Source organism: Shewanella sp. SP1S1-7, assembly GCF_031932105.1.
Lineage (GTDB): Bacteria > Pseudomonadota > Gammaproteobacteria > Enterobacterales > Shewanellaceae > Shewanella > Shewanella baltica.
The window spans coordinates 1-17,905 of sequence record NZ_JAUOEU010000018.1; the positions used below are offsets into that span (position 1 = coordinate 1).

Annotated in this window: 14 protein-coding genes; 7 read left to right on the top strand and 7 right to left on the bottom strand. The window is 45.7% G+C overall.

What is annotated here, in order from left to right:
• Window positions 1–105: 105 nt before the first annotated feature.
• The gene (locus Q4Q49_RS14220; RefSeq protein ID WP_311999656.1) at window positions 106–555 is read right to left on the bottom strand and encodes a DUF4826 family protein; all 450 of its coding nucleotides are present in this window, start codon (window positions 553–555) and stop codon (window positions 106–108) included.
• Window positions 556–835: 280 nt separating this feature from the next.
• On the opposite strand from Q4Q49_RS14220, the gene Q4Q49_RS14225 reads away from it, so the two are divergent.
• Both Q4Q49_RS14225 and Q4Q49_RS14230 read left to right on the top strand, forming a co-directional pair.
• Window positions 836–1,870 carry a Glu/Leu/Phe/Val dehydrogenase dimerization domain-containing protein gene (locus Q4Q49_RS14225; RefSeq protein WP_311999657.1) on the top strand — a complete coding sequence of 345 codons (1,035 nt, stop codon included), beginning with the start codon at window positions 836–838 and terminating at the stop codon, window positions 1,868–1,870.
• A 192-nt stretch (window positions 1,871–2,062) separates the two neighbouring features.
• Window positions 2,063–2,407: a hypothetical protein gene (locus Q4Q49_RS14230; RefSeq protein WP_006081947.1), complete on the top strand. Its 345-nt coding sequence runs from the start codon at window positions 2,063–2,065 to the stop codon at window positions 2,405–2,407.
• 138 nt (window positions 2,408–2,545) lie between these two features.
• Here the strand turns inward: Q4Q49_RS14230 and Q4Q49_RS14235 are convergent, their stop codons facing one another.
• From Q4Q49_RS14235 to ppsA, 4 genes are all read right to left on the bottom strand, one after another.
• Window positions 2,546–2,962, bottom strand: coding sequence for a MarR family winged helix-turn-helix transcriptional regulator (locus tag Q4Q49_RS14235; RefSeq protein WP_006081948.1), 417 nt, complete (start codon window positions 2,960–2,962; stop codon window positions 2,546–2,548).
• Between the two features lie 148 nt (window positions 2,963–3,110).
• The gene (locus tag Q4Q49_RS14240) at window positions 3,111–3,581 is read right to left on the bottom strand and encodes a DUF1285 domain-containing protein (protein ID WP_311999658.1); all 471 of its coding nucleotides are present in this window, start codon (window positions 3,579–3,581) and stop codon (window positions 3,111–3,113) included.
• 117 nt (window positions 3,582–3,698) lie between these two features.
• Window positions 3,699–6,740 (bottom strand): FAD-binding and (Fe-S)-binding domain-containing protein, encoded by a 3,042-nt coding sequence (locus Q4Q49_RS14245; protein WP_311999659.1) that lies wholly within the window; start codon window positions 6,738–6,740, stop codon window positions 3,699–3,701.
• A 98-nt stretch (window positions 6,741–6,838) separates the two neighbouring features.
• On the bottom strand, window positions 6,839–9,208 hold the full coding sequence (gene ppsA, locus Q4Q49_RS14250; protein ID WP_311999660.1) for a phosphoenolpyruvate synthase: 2,370 nt from the start codon (window positions 9,206–9,208) through the stop codon (window positions 6,839–6,841).
• A 124-nt stretch (window positions 9,209–9,332) separates the two neighbouring features.
• On the opposite strand from ppsA, the gene Q4Q49_RS14255 reads away from it, so the two are divergent.
• The 4 genes from Q4Q49_RS14255 to Q4Q49_RS14270 all read left to right on the top strand — a co-directional run bounded on the left by Q4Q49_RS14255 (window position 9,333) and on the right by Q4Q49_RS14270 (window position 12,938).
• Window positions 9,333–10,145 carry a pyruvate, water dikinase regulatory protein gene (locus Q4Q49_RS14255; RefSeq protein ID WP_106650736.1) on the top strand — a complete coding sequence of 271 codons (813 nt, stop codon included), beginning with the start codon at window positions 9,333–9,335 and terminating at the stop codon, window positions 10,143–10,145.
• Window positions 10,146–10,327: 182 nt separating this feature from the next.
• Complete coding sequence (locus tag Q4Q49_RS14260; RefSeq protein WP_311999661.1) at window positions 10,328–11,392, top strand: 3-deoxy-7-phosphoheptulonate synthase; 1,065 nt, start codon at window positions 10,328–10,330, stop codon at window positions 11,390–11,392.
• 199 nt (window positions 11,393–11,591) lie between these two features.
• Window positions 11,592–12,056 carry an acyl-CoA thioesterase gene (locus Q4Q49_RS14265; protein WP_006081955.1) on the top strand — a complete coding sequence of 155 codons (465 nt, stop codon included), beginning with the start codon at window positions 11,592–11,594 and terminating at the stop codon, window positions 12,054–12,056.
• A 219-nt stretch (window positions 12,057–12,275) separates the two neighbouring features.
• Entirely contained in the window at window positions 12,276–12,938 is a 663-nt protein-coding gene (locus Q4Q49_RS14270; protein ID WP_311999662.1) for a response regulator transcription factor, read from the top strand.
• A gap of 64 nt (window positions 12,939–13,002) precedes the next feature.
• Here Q4Q49_RS14270 and cysB read toward each other — a convergent pair whose 3' ends face one another.
• Window positions 13,003–13,986 (bottom strand): HTH-type transcriptional regulator CysB, encoded by a 984-nt coding sequence (cysB, locus tag Q4Q49_RS14275; protein WP_106650738.1) that lies wholly within the window; start codon window positions 13,984–13,986, stop codon window positions 13,003–13,005.
• 228 nt (window positions 13,987–14,214) lie between these two features.
• Between cysB and zomB the strand changes: the two genes are divergently transcribed.
• On the top strand, window positions 14,215–14,994 hold the full coding sequence (zomB, locus tag Q4Q49_RS14280) for a flagellar motor control protein ZomB (protein ID WP_006086247.1): 780 nt from the start codon (window positions 14,215–14,217) through the stop codon (window positions 14,992–14,994).
• A 223-nt stretch (window positions 14,995–15,217) separates the two neighbouring features.
• Here the strand turns inward: zomB and topA are convergent, their stop codons facing one another.
• Window positions 15,218–17,860 (bottom strand): type I DNA topoisomerase, encoded by a 2,643-nt coding sequence (topA, locus tag Q4Q49_RS14285; protein WP_311999663.1) that lies wholly within the window; start codon window positions 17,858–17,860, stop codon window positions 15,218–15,220.
• Window positions 17,861–17,905: the final 45 nt, after the last annotated feature.

Sequence of the window (17,905 nt, forward strand, 5' to 3'; positions counted from 1 at the left end):
CCACTCGCTCTTAAGCGAGTGGCATTACTCAGTTGAGTGCCTTATGGTTATTTCAGTTATCGGTATCAATCAACGCAAGAGACTGTTGTATCAACTCATTTGAATTTAAGCATTCCACAGTTTATCGTCATTGTGCATACGATATAAACTCTCGGCGCGCGATACCAGTAATTGCGCAAATTTAGCTTGAGTGGCATCACGGGTTGCACCCGAACGCACTAAGTATTCCGCCTGCATTTGCCACATCATAGAGAAATGACGTACCGCATCACGGGCCGTTGCCGCCACTTTCACATCGACGAAATCCGAGGGTAAATCGCCCGACATTACCCAATAGGTTTTGTTGCTGGGACGTTTTGATTCCATTTTCCAAATCGCCATGTAAGGCGCAAGATAACGACTTTCATCGGCCAAGACTTTAGTTGGGATCACGCCTTTTTCAGCGAGGAAACGATTCGCTTTTTGAAATTGAGTTCTGACCCACTCTTGACGCAGCTTTTCTATTTCTTCCGCTGATAAATTCTGTTGAGTTTGGTCGACAGCTTGTTCAGTCATACTTCCGTCCTATCTTATTGTTATAACGCGAATCTAATTCTTGGGATCAGTACGCGATTCATTCTATTCGTTACATTAAATTCAGTACAATCCATTTTCAACCGCAAAGCTTACGTTTACGTAAAGTGGAAAGCTAAATTGCCACAAATAATGTATTTATTCGGTCATTATGCATGGTTGAGAGTATCGCTAAATGCTATGGTTCTGCAATAAATATAACAAGCAGTCGATAGAGGCTCATCTCGTCGGCTTTTTCATTGTGTATAGCGGAGAAATTCACGTGGCTGTATTTAATCATGTATCCTTTGACGAACATGAACAGGTCGTATTCTGTCATGATAAAGAAAGTGGCTTAAAGGCCATTGTCGCCATCCATAACACCAACCTTGGCCCTGCCGTGGGTGGTTGCCGGATGTGGAATTACCAATCGGATGATGAAGCCCTGACTGACGTATTACGCCTCTCTCGTGGCATGACTTACAAAAACGCCCTTGCCGGTTTAACCATGGGCGGCGGCAAATCAGTGATCATCGCCGATCCTAAAAGACCAGACCGCGAAGCCCTATTCCGCGCTTTTGGCCGTTTCATCAATAGCCTCGGCGGCCGCTATTATTCCGCTGAAGATGTTGGCACTACTACGGCTGATATCATGATCGCCCATGAAGAAACCCCTTATATGGCAGGTCTTGAAGGCAAGAGTGGCGACCCATCACCGTTCACCGCCCTTGGCACTTATTTAGGCATCAAAGCTGCGGTTAAACATAGACTCGGTTTAGACAGCCTAAAAGGCCTTAAAATCGCCGTTCAAGGCGTAGGTCACGTAGGCTATTACCTGTGCAAACACTTACATAACGAAGGCGCTGAACTGATTGTTACCGACATTCATCAAGCCTCGTTAGACAAAGTCGCTACCGACTTCGGCGCTATTGTTGTCGCGCCTCAAGAAATCTACGCGCAAGATGTGGATGTGTATGCTCCTTGCGCCCTTGGCGCAACTTTAAACGATGCGACCTTACCGCAACTGAAAGCCAAAATTGTTGCTGGCTGTGCCAACAATCAATTAGCTGAAGTACGCCACGGTGAACAGCTGAAAGAAATGGGCATACTGTACGCGCCAGACTATGTGATCAACGCAGGCGGCATTATCAATGTGTCATTCGAAAAAGATTACGATGCGGCGAAATCGACCGCTAAAGTAGAAGAAATTTACAACACCCTGCTGAAAATCTTCAGCCAAGCTGATGCACAGAACCGTACAACCGGCGCTGTAGCTGATGAAATGGCGAAAGCCATTATCGAAGCCGCAAAAAAGTAATTTTTCTGCCCGCGTAACATCCCCAAAAGCGACCTCTGGTCGCTTTTTTGTTATCTAAAATTTAATCTAACGCTAAGCTCATGGTTTAGCCGCGCTTTTAATTTCGACACAGAATATTCATTAAATCACGCTGGAAAACGTCATATTTGTCTGCTTGAATTAGCCTATCAGGTCCCAGCACAGGATAGCGCTATGATCCGTTTCAAGTATGATCTCAACCAAGATGTAGTTGAACTGCAAGCCAGCAATTGGAGCGGTTTAGAGCGGGTCTTTGTCAACGGTCAGATGGTGTCGCACAAACTGAATTTTAAGCCTCAGAGCGAACACACTATTCAACTTAAAGACGGCGCACCTTGCAAGTTTGAACTGCTTATCGATCCCCAAACCGATGAGTTGATGTGCCGGATTTATAAGCAGCACACCCTCGTCGCCAGCCTAAAACAAGGCAAAGAAAATTTGTTAGCCAGCCGCCGTTATTTGCAACACTCAGTAATAGCCGTCAGCTTACTGTGCGTCTTTGCACTTTATTTGAATTGATTACACCAGTTTAATCCCGCGAAGTGACAGATGAATGATGGAATTAAACTGGAGAAAATGAATTTAGACAACCGCATACAGATAGCAGCGAAAACGGCTAAACCGCAGTCTCCCTCCATACCGAATGAATCCGTATCATTAAGCCAAGCGATTGATCTTATTTAACAGTAAGACGAACTGCTGCTGCTCCTCATCACTGAGGTTAGACAGGAATTTTTCGTTGACCCGCTCAGCTTCGCAAATCAGATCTTGCTCTAACGCTTTGGCTTCATCGGTCAAAAAAATTTGAAAGGCGCGCCGATTATCGGCTTCTTGATGGCGGGTAATAAGACCTTGTACCTGCAACTGATCGAGTAAACGCGTCATAGTATAATTTGCCACATCGCAACGCTTAGACAATTCAGTTTGGCTGATGCCTTCCTCTTGCCACAAAGCAAATAGCACAGGCCACAGTTTTATATCGAGTTGATATCGCTTAAGATGCAGATCGAGCTCATTTTGCAGCTCGATATTTAAGTGGGAAACAAGATAGCCTAAGCTTTCATGACGATTCAAACAGCACCTCCTACAACAAAGGTTTTAACGCGTTTTCACTTACTCTGTGCGCAATCATAAGAACCCAGAGTCAGTTTTAATACTACCACTTAACCCGCAATAAACTAGTTAACACCACAGCTAATTATGCGATTAACCTACGAACTCACTACTCATTTAAATCATATAAATTGAATTCATTCACAAAATTATAGTAACAGGCACGGCCTAATTTTCCCCATAACCCGCGCTCAAGCGGCAAATAAACACTGTCATCGGTGAGCTTCATCTGCCTTATATCCACATCGTGGTGCAGTGTTTCAATGCTAGTTCTCACATCAAGCAGAGAATGGGGTTGTGCTCGCTCGAAATCGACAATCAGCAGCGGCGCATCTTCAACCCGTACTCGCACCTTCTCCACTGGGGTAATTAAAAAATACTCATCATCGATGCAATGCAAAATACTGGCGAACAACTTAGCAAACTTTGCTGGTAGCGATGTACCTAAATACATCCAATCACCCAAGGCGTTAATGTCAAACAATGGGACTTCACTGCACAATGGCGCAACCGAGGTTAGCCTACTATCGGCGGCGAATTGTTTAAGTGTGTGCTCAATACTGTCTGTCATCTTTTCCATCTGCGGTCTCCATCATCCATAAAAAACCAGCCTCGCGGCTGGCTTTAGTGTGACATTCAACACTGGGATATGCTAGTGAGGATAATAACAAGCTCACTAGCTAAGCGATAAACACCACTAGATATTTGCTAACTCAAGCAAGGCCTCCAGTGGATGTTTTGGCTTGTAACCGGCAAAACGTTTTACTTGGCTCCGGCAAGAATAGCCCGACACTAACACTTGCGGCTGTTCAATTTTTGCTAGCGTTTGCTGCCAAGACATCTCAAACAAGGCTTTAGAGCGCTCTAAGTTTTCCGCCTCATGGCCGTAGGTTCCGGCCATACCACAACAACCTAAATTGACTGCGCTTAACTTAGCACCAAAATGGGCGAAGATTTTAGTCCACTCGTTGGCAGTATTTGGCTTGGCCGTCGATTCAGTGCAATGACTAAACCAGGTATATTGCTTATTTTGTGGCGCTTTCGCGGGTAAATCCTTGATGACATTCAGTAGCCATTCGTTAGCTAACTTGACCTCAAAAGTACCGCGATTAGCCCCTAAGACTTCGCGGTATTCGTCGCGATAACACAAGACTAAGGCAGGATCGATGCCGACCATCGGCATGCCCAGTTTATGAACTTGATTCAAAAAATCTGCACTCGACTGCGCCGTTTTCGCAAACTTATCTAAAAATCCCTTGATATGCGTTGGCTTACCATTGGGTTTATAGGGCAACAACACAGGTTTTAACCCAAGCTTTTCAATCAACTGGATAAAGCGCAGCACAAGACCTGAGTCATAGAAACTGTTAAAGGGATCTTGTACCACCAACACAAACTGTGAGCGCGCCTCTTCTGGAATTGCCTGTAGTGCCGCTAAGTCATAACCGCGGCTTGCATGACCATCGAGTCTTTGCTTCAAGGTCGGCACAGATAACGCAGGCGCATCCACATAACCAATCGCCTTTTTAATCACCCATTGGCTCAATGGATTTTGCGCGGCAAAGTTAGTGAGACGCGGTGCCGCGGCCATTAATGGCAAACTATCTTCGATACCTGCAACAAGATAGTCCTTAGCCGGTCTTAAATAACGTTGATAGTAGATATTAAAGAACTGCGCCCTAAACTTAGGCACATCCACTTTGACTGGACATTGTCCAGAGCAGGCTTTGCAGGCCAAACAGCCCTTAAGCGATTCCATCACCTCGTGGGAGTAATCATAATCACGTTTGGCATTGATGGTATTTTGAATGCGCTGCAATATACCAAAAGGTTTCGCTTTTGCGAGGGCATTAACATCAACCCCTTCAGCCTCAAGTAGCCTTAGCCACTCTCTCATGAGTCCTGCACGTCCCTTAGGCGACTGTACTCTATCGCCTGTCACCTTAAACGATGGGCACATGGGCGAATAGCTACTGTAATTAAAACACAAGCCGTTGCCGTTACAATTCATCACATCGGGGAACGCATCCCGTACTTCGATGGGAATTTGTCGGTCAAATTTACCGCGCTTAACACTGTCAACATCGTAATAGAGGGCGCCAGTCTGTTTAGGCGCCACCAGCTTGCCGGGGTTTAATCGGTTGTCGGGGTCGAACAAGCCTTTGATATCTTGTAGAACGCCGTATAGTTCATCACCAAAGACAGCAGGACCGTATTCACCACGCACGCCTTTACCGTGCTCGCCCCACATCAGGCCGCCATATTTAAGCGTCAGTGCAGCCACTTGATCGGAAATGACCCGCAATAGTTTTTCATCTTCAACATCGCACATATCAAGCGCAGGCCGTACATGCAACACGCCCGCATCCACATGACCGAACATACCGTATTGCAGATTATGGCCATCGAGTACTGCGCGAAACTCCATAATATAATCGGCGAGTTTTTCGGGCGGCACCGCAGTATCTTCCGCAAAAGCGATAGGTTTACGACGTCCTTTAGTGGCGCCGAGTAAGCCAACGGCTTTTTTGCGCATGCCGTAGATTTTTTCGATACTTGGCTTGTCTTGTGTCACTTGGTAACCCAATACGCCGCACTCGCCTTTACTGATCTGCTCAGTCAACACAGCTTCCAAACTCGCCAGCTTTTGCTCAACTTCGACCGTGTCACCGGCAAATTCGACCATATTGAGGCCATCAATAACTTTACCAGGCACTTCTTGGATCAGATCCGATACCGAGTGCCAGACAATATCTTCGCGGGCTAAATTCAGCACTTTTGAATCGACGGTTTCGACCACAGTCGCCCGCGCGGCGACTAAGGATGGCGCATGACGCAATGCCGATTGGAACGAATCGTACTTAATGTTCACCATAGCGCGCTCGGTCGGCAGCGGGGTGAGATTGAGTTTAGCTTCGGTTATCACCGCAAGCGTGCCCTCTGAGCCCGTTAAAATCCGAGATAAATCGAATTGTGTCAGGCTGTCGTTCCACACGTGTTTTAAGTCATAGCCCGTGAGGAAACGGTTAAGCTTAGGAAATTGGTTTTCAATCTGAGTACGCTTTTCGCGGCATACCGCCGCCACAGCAGAAATCAGTTTCTGCCCCAGCGGATTATCACTGACGTTATCTGGGTTACACAGTAGTCCCGCATCTAGGGGGTGTGTATCCAGCACACTGCCATCAATCAACACACTGCGAAGCGCCAGCACGTGATCTGAGGTCTTACCATAAACCAGTGAGCCCGCACCCGAGGCATCGGTATTGATCATGCCACCAATCGTGGCGCGGTTTGAGGTGGATAAATCGGGACTAAAAAAGAATCCATGGGGACGCAATACATCGTTGAGCGCATCTTTAACGACACCAGCTTCGACTCGCACCCAACCTTGCTCAGCATTCACTTCGAGCACGCGGTTCATGTAACGCGACACATCTAAAATCAAACCATGGGTGAGGGATTGTCCGTTGGTGCCCGTACCACCGCCCCGCGCACTAAAGGTCACGCTGCGAAATGCGTCGCTGGCGGCCAGCGTCAATGCAATTTGGATATCCTGCTGATTTTTAGGATATAACACGGCTTGAGGTAAAAATTGATATACAGAGTTGTCGGTGGCTTGCACTAAACGTGCGCTGTAACGTTTGTCTATATCACCGGAATACTCACTTTGCTCCAGTGCATCAAGGAATGCCACATATACTGGTTCTAATGTTTGTTGATGTGATAGCAGGGGTAACATAGATGGCTTCTGTCAATTATCGTTATGGCGCCATTATAAACAAAAAAAAGCCGCTAAAAAGCGGCTTTTTTAACAAGTTTATAAAATGACTATCTAGATCAAGCGTGCGCTTCGGCTAAATACAACCAAGTATCAATCACAGTATCAGGGTTTAATGACACTGTATCTATGCCTTGTTCTACCAACCAAGCGGCAAAATCAGCGTGATCTGAAGGTCCTTGACCACAAATACCTATGTAAGCGCCCTTCGCTTTAGCCGCTTTAATGGCTAATGAAAGTAGCATTTTAACGGCTTCATCACGCTCATCAAATAAGTGGCTGATGATACCTGAATCACGGTCAAGGCCGAGTGTCAGCTGAGTTAAATCGTTTGAGCCGATAGAGAAACCATCGAAATGCTCAAGGAATTGGTCAGCTAACAAGGCGTTTGAAGGCACTTCACACATCATGATGACGCGTAAACCATCTTTGCCGCGCTCTAAACCTTGCTCTTTGAGCAGGCCGACCACTTGTTCAGCTTCTTTCACTGTGCGAACGAATGGGATCATGACTTCAACGTTTTTCAGACCCATGTCATTACGAACGCGTTTGATCGCTTCACACTCAAGCGCAAAACAGTCACGGAAGGATTCAGAGATATAACGGCTTGCACCGCGGAAGCCCAACATTGGGTTCTCTTCTTCTGGTTCGTATCTGTCACCGCCAACCAAGTTTGCGTATTCGTTAGACTTAAAGTCTGACATACGGACGATCACTTTCTTCGGATAGAAAGCTGAACCTATGGTCGCAATACCTTCAACCAGACGGGCAATGTAGAACTCAACTGGAGATTCATAACCTGCGATCATCTCGTTGATTTCAGTTTGCAGCGCAGCGTCTTGTTGATTGAACTCAAGCAGTGCCTTTGGATGAATACCGATCATACGGTTGATGATGAATTCTAAACGCGCTAGACCCACGCCTTCGTTTGGCAAACGGGCAAAATCAAATGCACGATCAGGGTTACCCACGTTCATCATGATTTTCATTGGCAATGTAGGCAGAGAATCAACACGGTTTGAAATCACTTCAAACTCTTGTTTACCTTCGTAGATAAAGCCAGTGTCACCTTCGGCGCAAGAAACAGTCACGATTTGACCATTCTTGATACGGTCAGTCACGTCACCACAACCTACGACAGCTGGCACACCCAATTCGCGGGCGATAATCGCCGCGTGACAGGTACGACCGCCACGGTTTGTGACGATAGCACTTGCGCGCTTCATGATAGGTTCCCAATCTGGATCTGTCATGTCAGTCACTAACACGTCACCTGGTTGGATTTGATCCATATCGGCGATTGACGTTAATACTTTGGCTACGCCGGTTCCCACTTTATGACCGATAGCGCGACCTTCACAGATCACAGCGCCACGGCTCTTTAAATGATAACGCTCAATCAATTGCACATCTTCACGGCTACGAACCGTTTCTGGACGCGCTTGAACGATATACAATTTGCCGTCGTTACCGTCTTTTGCCCACTCGATGTCCATTGGACGACCATAGTGTTGCTCGATAATCACAGCTTGTTTTGCCAACTCTTCAACTTCAGCGTCATTGATTGAGAATTGACGACGCTTGTCAGCACTCACGTCTTCAATTTTCACTTGTTTGCCGTGAGCAGCATCATCTGAATACACCATTTGGATGAGCTTGCTACCGATATTACGGCGCACAACAGCCTTATGACCTAAGGCTAAAATGGGTTTATGAACATAAAATTCATCAGGGTTTACCGCGCCTTGAACAACCATTTCACCCAGACCAAAAGATGAAGTGATAAACACGACATCGTTATTGCCAGATTCAGTGTCCATAGTGAACATCACACCTGAAGCCGCTTTGTCTGAACGAACCATGCGTTGCACGCCAGCAGACAAGGCAACACCGTGGTGTTCGTAACCTTGGTGAACACGGTAAGAAATCGCGCGGTCGTTAAAGAGTGAAGCGTAAACGTGCTTGATAGCCGTCAGTACAGATTCAAAACCTTTAACGTTTAGGAAAGTTTCTTGCTGACCCGCAAAAGACGCATCTGGCATATCTTCTGCTGTTGCAGAAGAACGTACCGCGAATGACGCTTCGCTAGTTTCAGCGGCAAGTTTATCGTAAGCTTCACGAATGGCTTGCTCTAATGCTGGTTGAAATGGGGTGTCGATAACCCACTGCCTGATCTGTGCACCTACTTTAGCCAGCGCATTGACATCATCTACATCCAGTGTGGCTAGAATGTCATAAATCTTCTGGTTAACTCCGCTTTGTTCAAGGAACTCGTTGAACGCATGGGAAGTTGTCGCAAATCCGCCAGGTACTTGAACACCGGCATTGGCCAGATTGCTGATCATCTCGCCTAGAGAAGCATTTTTACCGCCAACTAAGTTGACGTCACCCATGCCTAATTCTTGATACCAGAGTACGTATTGCTGCACAGTTCTATCTCCGCAAGTTTATTTCAGTGGCCCCTTCACACGAGGGCAGCGGCATTTTACACTCCTGCCGAACACGCGTAAATCTATAATTTTATTTGTAATTTTATTACTACAAGAGGTCAGTATGGCACCAAAAGTATTCTATATCTCCGACGGGACAGCGATCACAGCTGAAGTTTTTGGTCATGCGGTTCTCTCGCAATTTCCATTAGAATTTGAGTCACTTACAATTCCATTCGTTGAAACTCTGACGAAAGCGGAGCAAGTTAAGCGACAAATTAATGATTGTTTTATTACAACAGGTGAGCGGCCGTTAGTGTTCCATTCCATCGTCAAACCAGAAATTCGCGACATTATTTATTCGAGTGAAGGCTTAGATTATGATTTTTTGAATACTTTCGTGGCACCACTCGAACAACATTTAGGGGTTTCAGCTTCTCCGGTGCTACATCGCACCCATGGAAAAGCCAATCACGGCTATGAAGCGCGAATTGATGCCATTAATTTCGCCATGGATAATGATGACGGCCAGACCATGAAACACATGGATCAAGCCGATCTAGTTCTACTTGGGGTCTCACGCTGTGGCAAAACGCCCTCTAGCCTGTATTTATCGATGCAGTTTGGAATCAAAGCAGCAAACTACCCTTTCACCGAAGATGATATGGATAACCTCAAGTTACCTGAAGCGTTGAAACGCAATAAGAAAAAGCTGTTTGGTTTAACGATTGACCCCGTGCGTTTACATGAAATCCGTCAGAGTCGAATGGAGAATAGCCGCTACTCGTCACTCAAGCAGTGCCGCTTAGAAGTCAAAGAAGTCGAAATGCTATTTAAACGTGAACGCATTCCTTATATAGATACAACGAATCATTCCGTGGAAGAAATTGCCACCAAAATCTTGGATGTCACGGGCCTAGAACGCCACATGTTCTAAGCTTGTAGAGCAAAAAGCAGCAAGATAAACCGAGTGAATTTAGCTTAATTGAATCTAACTTAAATCAAATTCATTGCACAGTTGCCGACAATTAACACAATTGGCGCTGTGCAACTCGTTTCGATTCGTTATAATCCGAGGCAATCTGGCGAAAAGCGCCGCACGCAAGCTCGGTATTTTGAATGACCATAAAAACAGACGAACTACGCACTTCCTTATTAGCAAAAGTCATCTCACCTGCGCAACTGGCATCTGAGTTCCCATTAACTCAAGATGCGGCCGATTATCTGGTTCAGCAACGTCGTGAAGTCGAAGCCATTATTATGGGTGAAGACCAACGTCTATTGGTGATCGTAGGCCCATGCTCAATACACGATACTAAAGCTGCATTAGATTATGCTCAGCGTTTAGCTATATTACATCAAGAATTGAAAGATGATTTGTGTATCTTAATGCGGGTCTATTTTGAGAAACCTCGCACGGTTGTCGGCTGGAAAGGATTAATTTCGGATCCCGATCTTGATGGCAGTTTCGAGCCAAACAAAGGCCTACGTATTGCTCGCGAGCTACTGCAACAAATCACTGAATTAAAATTACCTATTGCCACCGAATTTTTAGATATGGTGAACGGTCAGTACATCGCCGATCTCATTACTTGGGGCGCAATTGGTGCACGCACCACTGAAAGCCAAGTTCACCGTGAAATGGCCTCGGCACTGTCTTGTCCTGTTGGTTTTAAAAATGGTACCGATGGCAATATCAATATCGCCGTCGATGCAGTGCGCGCCGCGCAAGTTCCGCATATTTTCTATTCACCGGATAAAGATGGCGCAATGGCGGTTTATCGTACCCACGGTAATCCGTTTGGTCATATCATTCTGCGCGGCGGCAAAACGCCTAATTACCACGCCGAAGATATCGAAAAAGCACGTCAACAACTTGCCTCTGTTGGGGTCACTCAACGTATGGTGGTTGATTTCAGCCACGGTAACAGTGAGAAAAACCACCTTAAGCAGCTTAACGTCGCCGATGAAATCATGGCGCAAATGCGGGCAGGCAGCACTGCCATCGCCGGTATTATGGCTGAAAGCTTCTTACAGGAAGGCAACCAGAAAGTCGTTGTAGACCAACCACTCTGTTATGGCCAAAGCATCACCGATGCCTGCTTACATTGGGATGACTCAGAAGTCCTGTTGCGTAAACTGGCAGCCGCTTCCCGAGAGCGAAAAGTACTGTTAGCGAAATAAGCCTGACGCTCGAAAAAATGTCCGAAGCGATATACATTTCCAATAAAAAACCGATCTTAGATCGGTTTTTTTATTAAGAGCGGTTTAATAATCTTCAGCCACATTCATAATGAGCGTTAAAGCCAGTGCATTTCTATCTTTAAGAATTAAAAATCTCTATAATTCTGCCTTATTTTGCTGCATTACCTTAGGTTGCTGTATGTCGCTTACGCCCATTTCTCCAAACACCGAAAATACCTCCCGAACCGAAACCCCTGAAGCACAATTCCCAGAAGCGATTCAAACGCGAATCGATTCCTCAGAAGCGCGGGTTATCAAGGCGGTATTTCCATCCATCACTAATCATCACAATACCTTATTTGGTGGTGAAGCTTTAGCGTGGATGGATGAAACAGCCTTTATCGCTGCGACTCGTTTTTGCCGTAAAACCTTAGTAACTGTGAGTTCCGATAGAATCGATTTTAAAAAACCGATCCCCGCAGGCACATTAGCCGAACTGATCGCGCGGGTGATCCATGTCGGTAACACCTCATTGAAAGTTGAAGTGAATATCTATGTCGAAGACATGTATCAAGACCATCGAGAGCATGCCATACGTGGTGTGTTTACCTTTGTTGCGGTTGACGAACAACGAAATCCCACCCAAGTGTGGACATACGAGTAGTTTGTAGACGATTGAAAGACACTGAACCGCCCGTCATCTCGGGCTTTTCATCGCGACGTTGCAATTTAAATATGTTTTTTATAACACCGACCAAAGTCTAACAACCAGAAACATATCAAAATTTTGTCCTGATTCATGAATAAAGCAATAGGATCCTTGATTACTTTTCTGTTACATTGAGTTCAATCTTCACGCGCACCGAACATAATCATAAAAGCCATGAAGCTAGAAAACTTAAATATTATTATCGCAGACGATCACCCATTGTTCAGAAATGCACTACGTCAAGCGCTGACCACAGCGTTTGAACATGCACAATGGTTTGAAGCCGACAGTGCTGATGCACTGCAATCTGTATTGGATGTCCGTAGCGTCGACTACGATCTTGTACTGTTGGATCTGCAGATGCCAGGTTCACACGGCTACTCCACCCTTATCCATCTTCGCTCACATTATCCCGATTTGCCCGTTGTAGTGATATCAGCCCACGAGGATATCAATACCATTAGCCGTGCAATTCATTATGGCAGCAGTGGTTTTATCCCCAAATCGGCCTCGATGGAAACCCTCAAAGAGGCGCTAAGTGCAGTGTTATTCGGGGATATTTGGTTACCTAAAGGCACTGAGATTATTGATATCGATGACGATGCCGTTGATAAAATGGCCAGTAAATTATCCGATCTCACGCCGCAGCAATATAAAGTGCTGCAGATGTTTGCCGAGGGTTTGTTAAATAAGCAAATTGCCTACGATCTTGGCGTTTCAGAAGCGACCATTAAGGCGCACGCGACTGCCATTTTTAGAAAACTGGGCGTTCGCAACCGTACCCAAGCTGTTATAGCACTTGCTCAACTTGAAATGGATAAAGTCGATTTATCTTAATCGCTCATCTCACAAAAATGCCGCTTAAATTAGCGGCATTTTTATGTCGGCAACTCGTCGCCAATTAACGCATTGGCAAATTTTTATCAGCAAACATTTCATCGATAAGCTGCTGGTCCCGTAAGGCGACGGCTTTCTCCACTACGTCACGGGTTAAATGCGGCGCAAAGTGCTGAATAAAATCATACATATAACTACGCAAGAAGCTGCCCTTCCTGAAGCCAATTTTAGTCGTACTGTGAGCAAACAAATGGCCAGCATCAATCGCCACTAGATCTTTATCAATATTAGGGTCAATCGCCATAGAGGCGATAACGCCCACACCTAATCCCAAACGGACATAGGTCTTCAGCACATCGGCGCTGGTCGCACTAAAGACGACACGCGGCTCTAAATTGGCACGATTAAAGGCTTTCTCAATTTCAGAGGCTCGGTCAAAACCGAACACATAGGTCACTAAGGGGAAGCGCGCTAACTCTTCGATGCTAATCGGATTATTTAAGCTACGAGTCGCAAGGGGATGATCTTTAGGCACCACGATGGAGCGATTCCAGTGATAACATGGCAGCATAATCAAGTCGGAATACAAATGCATTGCTTCGGTCGCAATGGCGAAATCCGCATCACCGCGCGCGGCCTGTTCGCTGATCTGCGCCGGCGTCCCTTGGTGCATGTGTAAATTCACTTTAGGGTAACGATCTATAAACTGGCGAATGATCGTCGGCAATGCATAGCGCGCCTGAGTGTCTGTCGTGGAAATATTTAACTCGCCTTGATCGGGCTTAGTATATTCCTCAGAAACTTTTTTAATGCTCTCAACTTTACCCAAGATATCATTGGCAATGCTGATCACTTGCAAACCTGCAGGTGTGACATGGGTTAAGTGCTTACCGCTACGACCAAATATTTGGATCCCCAACTCATCTTCAAGCATGCGAACTTGTTTACTGATCCCAGGTTGAGAGGTATACAAGTTTTCAGCTGTCGCCGATACATTGAGGTTATGTTTTACGACCTCAGCAATATACCTGAGTTGTTGCAGTTTCATCTTATTTCCTTGTTTCAAACACGCAAAATGCCATTAACAACTGAGCCCTCAAAGCACTCTCAGCTATAATCAATCGTTATAGTATATAGTAAAACTTAAAGCAAATAGGAATATAGAGCACAAGTCTGCAGATTCATACGACAGAAATGATAACCTAGGCTAAGATAACTATGCTAGTTTATTGATTTATTGTAGCATTAGCTCAATTGGATAAATAATGGAACATCTATGTCATTCACCTTGGTTCTGATCCTCATCGGTGCGCTTTTACTGCTTGTTATCGGAATTAACGTATTACAACAACAAAAAGAACGCGTAGAGGCTGAGCGGCGCATTGAATTTGCCCGTCAAAGAGCAATTATCGATGAAACCGAAGCTGTGTTATCAAACACAGGGATGATGCCTTGTAGCACGAATATTGTGTTGGTTTTGTACCGTCGCGTGCAAGATGCCTTGCAGGCTGCGACAGCTATTAGTAATAGCCAACAACAGTCTGATTACCAGCGCCGACTAGCCGATATCAACAATCAAATAACAACCTTACAGTCTGGTCAACCTCAATCACCACCGATTGAGAATTTCAGACTACCCGATAACGACAAACAAATTTTAGCGCTAGTGCAAACCTTGAAAAAGCTCAAGGCGATACTTAGAGCAGAACATAACAAAGGGAAAGTCGACCCGAGCATTTTTGCTCAGGAAGAAAGTCGTATCGACAGTTTACAGCTCAGGATCAATGTTGACTCCATGCTTTCCCGTGCAAGAGCGGCCAGTTTTATGAAGCAATATGGTTCATCAAAACAAATGGTGACCAAAGCACTATCGACATTGCACGCGATTAAGGCACAAACACCTAATGATCCTTTCATAGGTCGTAAAGTGGATGAGGCTAAACAATTGCTTGATGAGATTATGGGCGCACAGAAACAATCTGAACCCAGTGCTCCTAGACCTAAGAATGAAGAAGATGATATCGACATGCTGTTTCAGCCGAAAAAGAAATGGTGATCAGTTACTGTGTGCTTACCTTTAAGTTGAATTAGCGGCACGTCTTACACTCGTTCTTCAGCGTTATTGGGCGTGGTGAGTGAGTGCGAGTAAAGCGAGCAACATTTTTGGCTCATTATCTACAGCAACAAATCAGTCTCTAAAGAAAATCGAAACAAAAAAGCCAGGTCATCATTGACTTGGCTTTTTTATTCTCTTGCCGTTAAGCTAACTCAATCCGCCGCTATGCGCTTTTCTTGGCTTTCTTGGTAGTCTCACTCACCCACTTGCCATTGACGTAATGCGCTGACCAACCAGTGGCTTTACCGTCGACTTCAGTCGCAACGTATTGCTCTTTCGTCTTACGGCTAAACTTCACCGCAGCTTTATTGCCTTCGTCATCAGTTACGGGGGCATCGGCTAAATACTGGTATTTAGGCCACAGTAGCTCACGGTATTGAACCAGCTCTTCAACCAGAGGTGCGCGGGTTTCCCGTGATTTAGGGAAAGTGCTGGCTGCTAAGAAGATCCCTGCTGCACCATCACGTAATACGAAATGGGCATCCGATTTGCTGCATTTCAGATCAGGCAAATAGATAGGATCTTCTTTTGGTGGCGCAGCCTCACCGTTCTTCAGTAATTTACGGGTATTTTTACATTCGCTATTGGTACAACCAAAATACTTACCAAAACGGCCGTTTTTCAGTTCCATGTCGTGGCCACAGCGATCACACTCAATCAGCGGACCTTCATAGCCTTTGATCTTGAATTGGCCTTCTTCGACTTCATGGCCTTCACAAATTGGGTTGTTACCACAGACGTGTAGCTTACGCTTCTCATCAATTAGGTAACTGTCCATTGCGGTGCCGCAAATACCACAGCGATGCTTAGCACGCAGCGCATCAGTCTCGGCATCTTCACTGTTTTCACTGATCGCCTCAACGCCAGGTGTGAGGTTCATCGTTGTCTTACAACGCTCTTTAGGCGGTAATTCATAACCTGAACAACCCAGGAAAACACCAGTCGTTCCTGTACGAATACCCATAGGGCGACCACAGGTTGGGCACTTGATATCCGTCATTACCATTTGGTTAAGACGCATGCCACCTTCTTCGGGATCGAGCTCCGCTTTTTCTAATTGCTTAGTAAAGTCAGCATAGAAACCATCGAGCACTTTTTTCCAATCTAACTCACCGCGAGCCACATCATCTAATGTTTGCTCCATGCTGGCGGTAAAGTCATAGCTCATTAAATCAGCAAAACTGCCGACTAATCGCTCGCTGACAATTTCACCCATTTTTTCGGCATAGAAACGACGATTCTCAACTTTTACATAACCCCGATCTTGAATCGTTGAAATAATAGTTGCATAGGTCGATGGGCGGCCAATACCGCGTTTTTCTAATTCTTTAACTAAAGAAGCTTCGCTGTATCGTGCAGGCGGTTTCGTAAAGTGTTGTTTAGGTTGCAACTCTTTTAACGCTAATACATCGCCTTGTGCCACAAATGGCAACGTATTGTCTTCTTCGTTTTTCTTCTTGAGTGCTGTTTGCACGCGAGTCCAACCATCAAAACGTAAAGTACGTCCCGTTGCTTTGAGCTCATAGTCACCCGCTTTTACGGTCAACTTAGTGGCATCATATTGGGCTGGCGTCATCTGACACGAAACAAACTGTCGCCAAATCAGCTCATATAAGCGCTGAGCGTCACGCTCCATGTCCGATAAAGTCGCCGCTTGGACATGAACGTTCGATGGACGAATCGCTTCGTGAGCCTCTTGTGCGCCTTCCTTAGAACCGTAGCGAATCGGTTCAGCGGGTAGATATTTATCACCAAATTCTTTGGCAATCATATCACGCAAGTTTTCAACGGCTTCTTGACTCAAATTGGTCGAGTCGGTACGCATATAAGTGATATGACCAGCTTCATAAAGTCGCTGAGCCATCATCATGGTCTTCTTGACACCGAAACCTAAGCGTGTACTCGCGGCCTGTTGCAATGTCGACGTAATAAAGGGCGCAGAAGGTTTGCTTTGGGTCGCTTTGTCTTCGCGGGCCAGCACGGTAAAACTCGCCGCCGATAACGCTTGAACCGCGGCCATAGCTTGCTGTTCATTGATGGGATTAAAGGCAGCATCTAGATGCTTAACCACTTCCATCCGCAAAGCTTCTTGGGCTGGCGTATTGAGCTCTGCATGTACATCCCAAAACTCTTCAGGCACAAAAGCTTTAATTTCGCTTTCACGTTCAACCACTAAGCGAACGGCAACCGACTGCACTCTACCTGCGGACAAACCGCGAGCGACTTTTTTCCACAGCAGTGGCGACACCATAAAACCGACAACTCTGTCTAAGAAGCGACGAGCTTGCTGGGCATTAACCATGTTAGTGTCGAGTGTCGACGGCTTGCTAAAGGCCTCTTGAATCGCAGACTTAGTAATTTCGTTGAAAACCACACGCTGATACCGTGAAGGATCACCGCCAATCACCTCTTGCAAATGCCAGGCGATAGCTTCTCCCTCACGGTCTAAGTCGGTTGCGAGATAGATTTGGTTGGCAGAATCGGCAAGTGCCTGTAACTCTTTAACGACCTTTTCTTTACCCGGCAAAATTTGATACTTAGCTGCCCAGCCCTTTTCAGGGTTTACGCCCATGCGAGACACCAGCGCTTGCTGATCTTTCACCTTTTTATATTGAGCTTTTTCTTCTGGCGACATTTTCTTAACTTCGGCAGCGGATTTAACCTTTTCATTGCCTTCTGAAGTCGATGATGTCGGCAGATCACGGATGTGACCTACGCTCGATTTAACGATGAATTCTTTGCCAAGATATTTATTAATAGTCTTAGCTTTGGCCGGTGATTCGACAATAACTAGCGATTTACCCATAGTTTAATTTGCGCCAAAAAATCTCAAGAAGGTGGAAATTGGCAC

Excerpts from the sequence above, each read along its gene's own strand:
- zomB (WP_006086247.1), top strand. The coding sequence starts at position 14,215 with ATGTCATTCACCTTGGTTCTGATCCTCATCGGTGCGCTTTTACTGCTT.
- Q4Q49_RS14270 (WP_311999662.1), top strand. The coding sequence starts at position 12,276 with ATGAAGCTAGAAAACTTAAATATTATTATCGCAGACGATCACCCATTG.
- Q4Q49_RS14260 (WP_311999661.1), top strand. The coding sequence starts at position 10,328 with ATGACCATAAAAACAGACGAACTACGCACTTCCTTATTAGCAAAAGTC.
- topA (WP_311999663.1), bottom strand. The coding sequence starts at position 17,860 with ATGGGTAAATCGCTAGTTATTGTCGAATCACCGGCCAAAGCTAAGACT.
- Q4Q49_RS14255 (WP_106650736.1), top strand. The coding sequence starts at position 9,333 with ATGGCACCAAAAGTATTCTATATCTCCGACGGGACAGCGATCACAGCT.
- Q4Q49_RS14220 (WP_311999656.1), bottom strand. The coding sequence starts at position 555 with ATGACTGAACAAGCTGTCGACCAAACTCAACAGAATTTATCAGCGGAA.
- Q4Q49_RS14245 (WP_311999659.1), bottom strand. The coding sequence starts at position 6,740 with ATGTTACCCCTGCTATCACATCAACAAACATTAGAACCAGTATATGTG.
- Q4Q49_RS14230 (WP_006081947.1), top strand. The coding sequence starts at position 2,063 with ATGATCCGTTTCAAGTATGATCTCAACCAAGATGTAGTTGAACTGCAA.
- cysB (WP_106650738.1), bottom strand. The coding sequence starts at position 13,986 with ATGAAACTGCAACAACTCAGGTATATTGCTGAGGTCGTAAAACATAAC.
- Q4Q49_RS14265 (WP_006081955.1), top strand. The coding sequence starts at position 11,592 with ATGTCGCTTACGCCCATTTCTCCAAACACCGAAAATACCTCCCGAACC.
- Q4Q49_RS14240 (WP_311999658.1), bottom strand. The coding sequence starts at position 3,581 with ATGGAAAAGATGACAGACAGTATTGAGCACACACTTAAACAATTCGCC.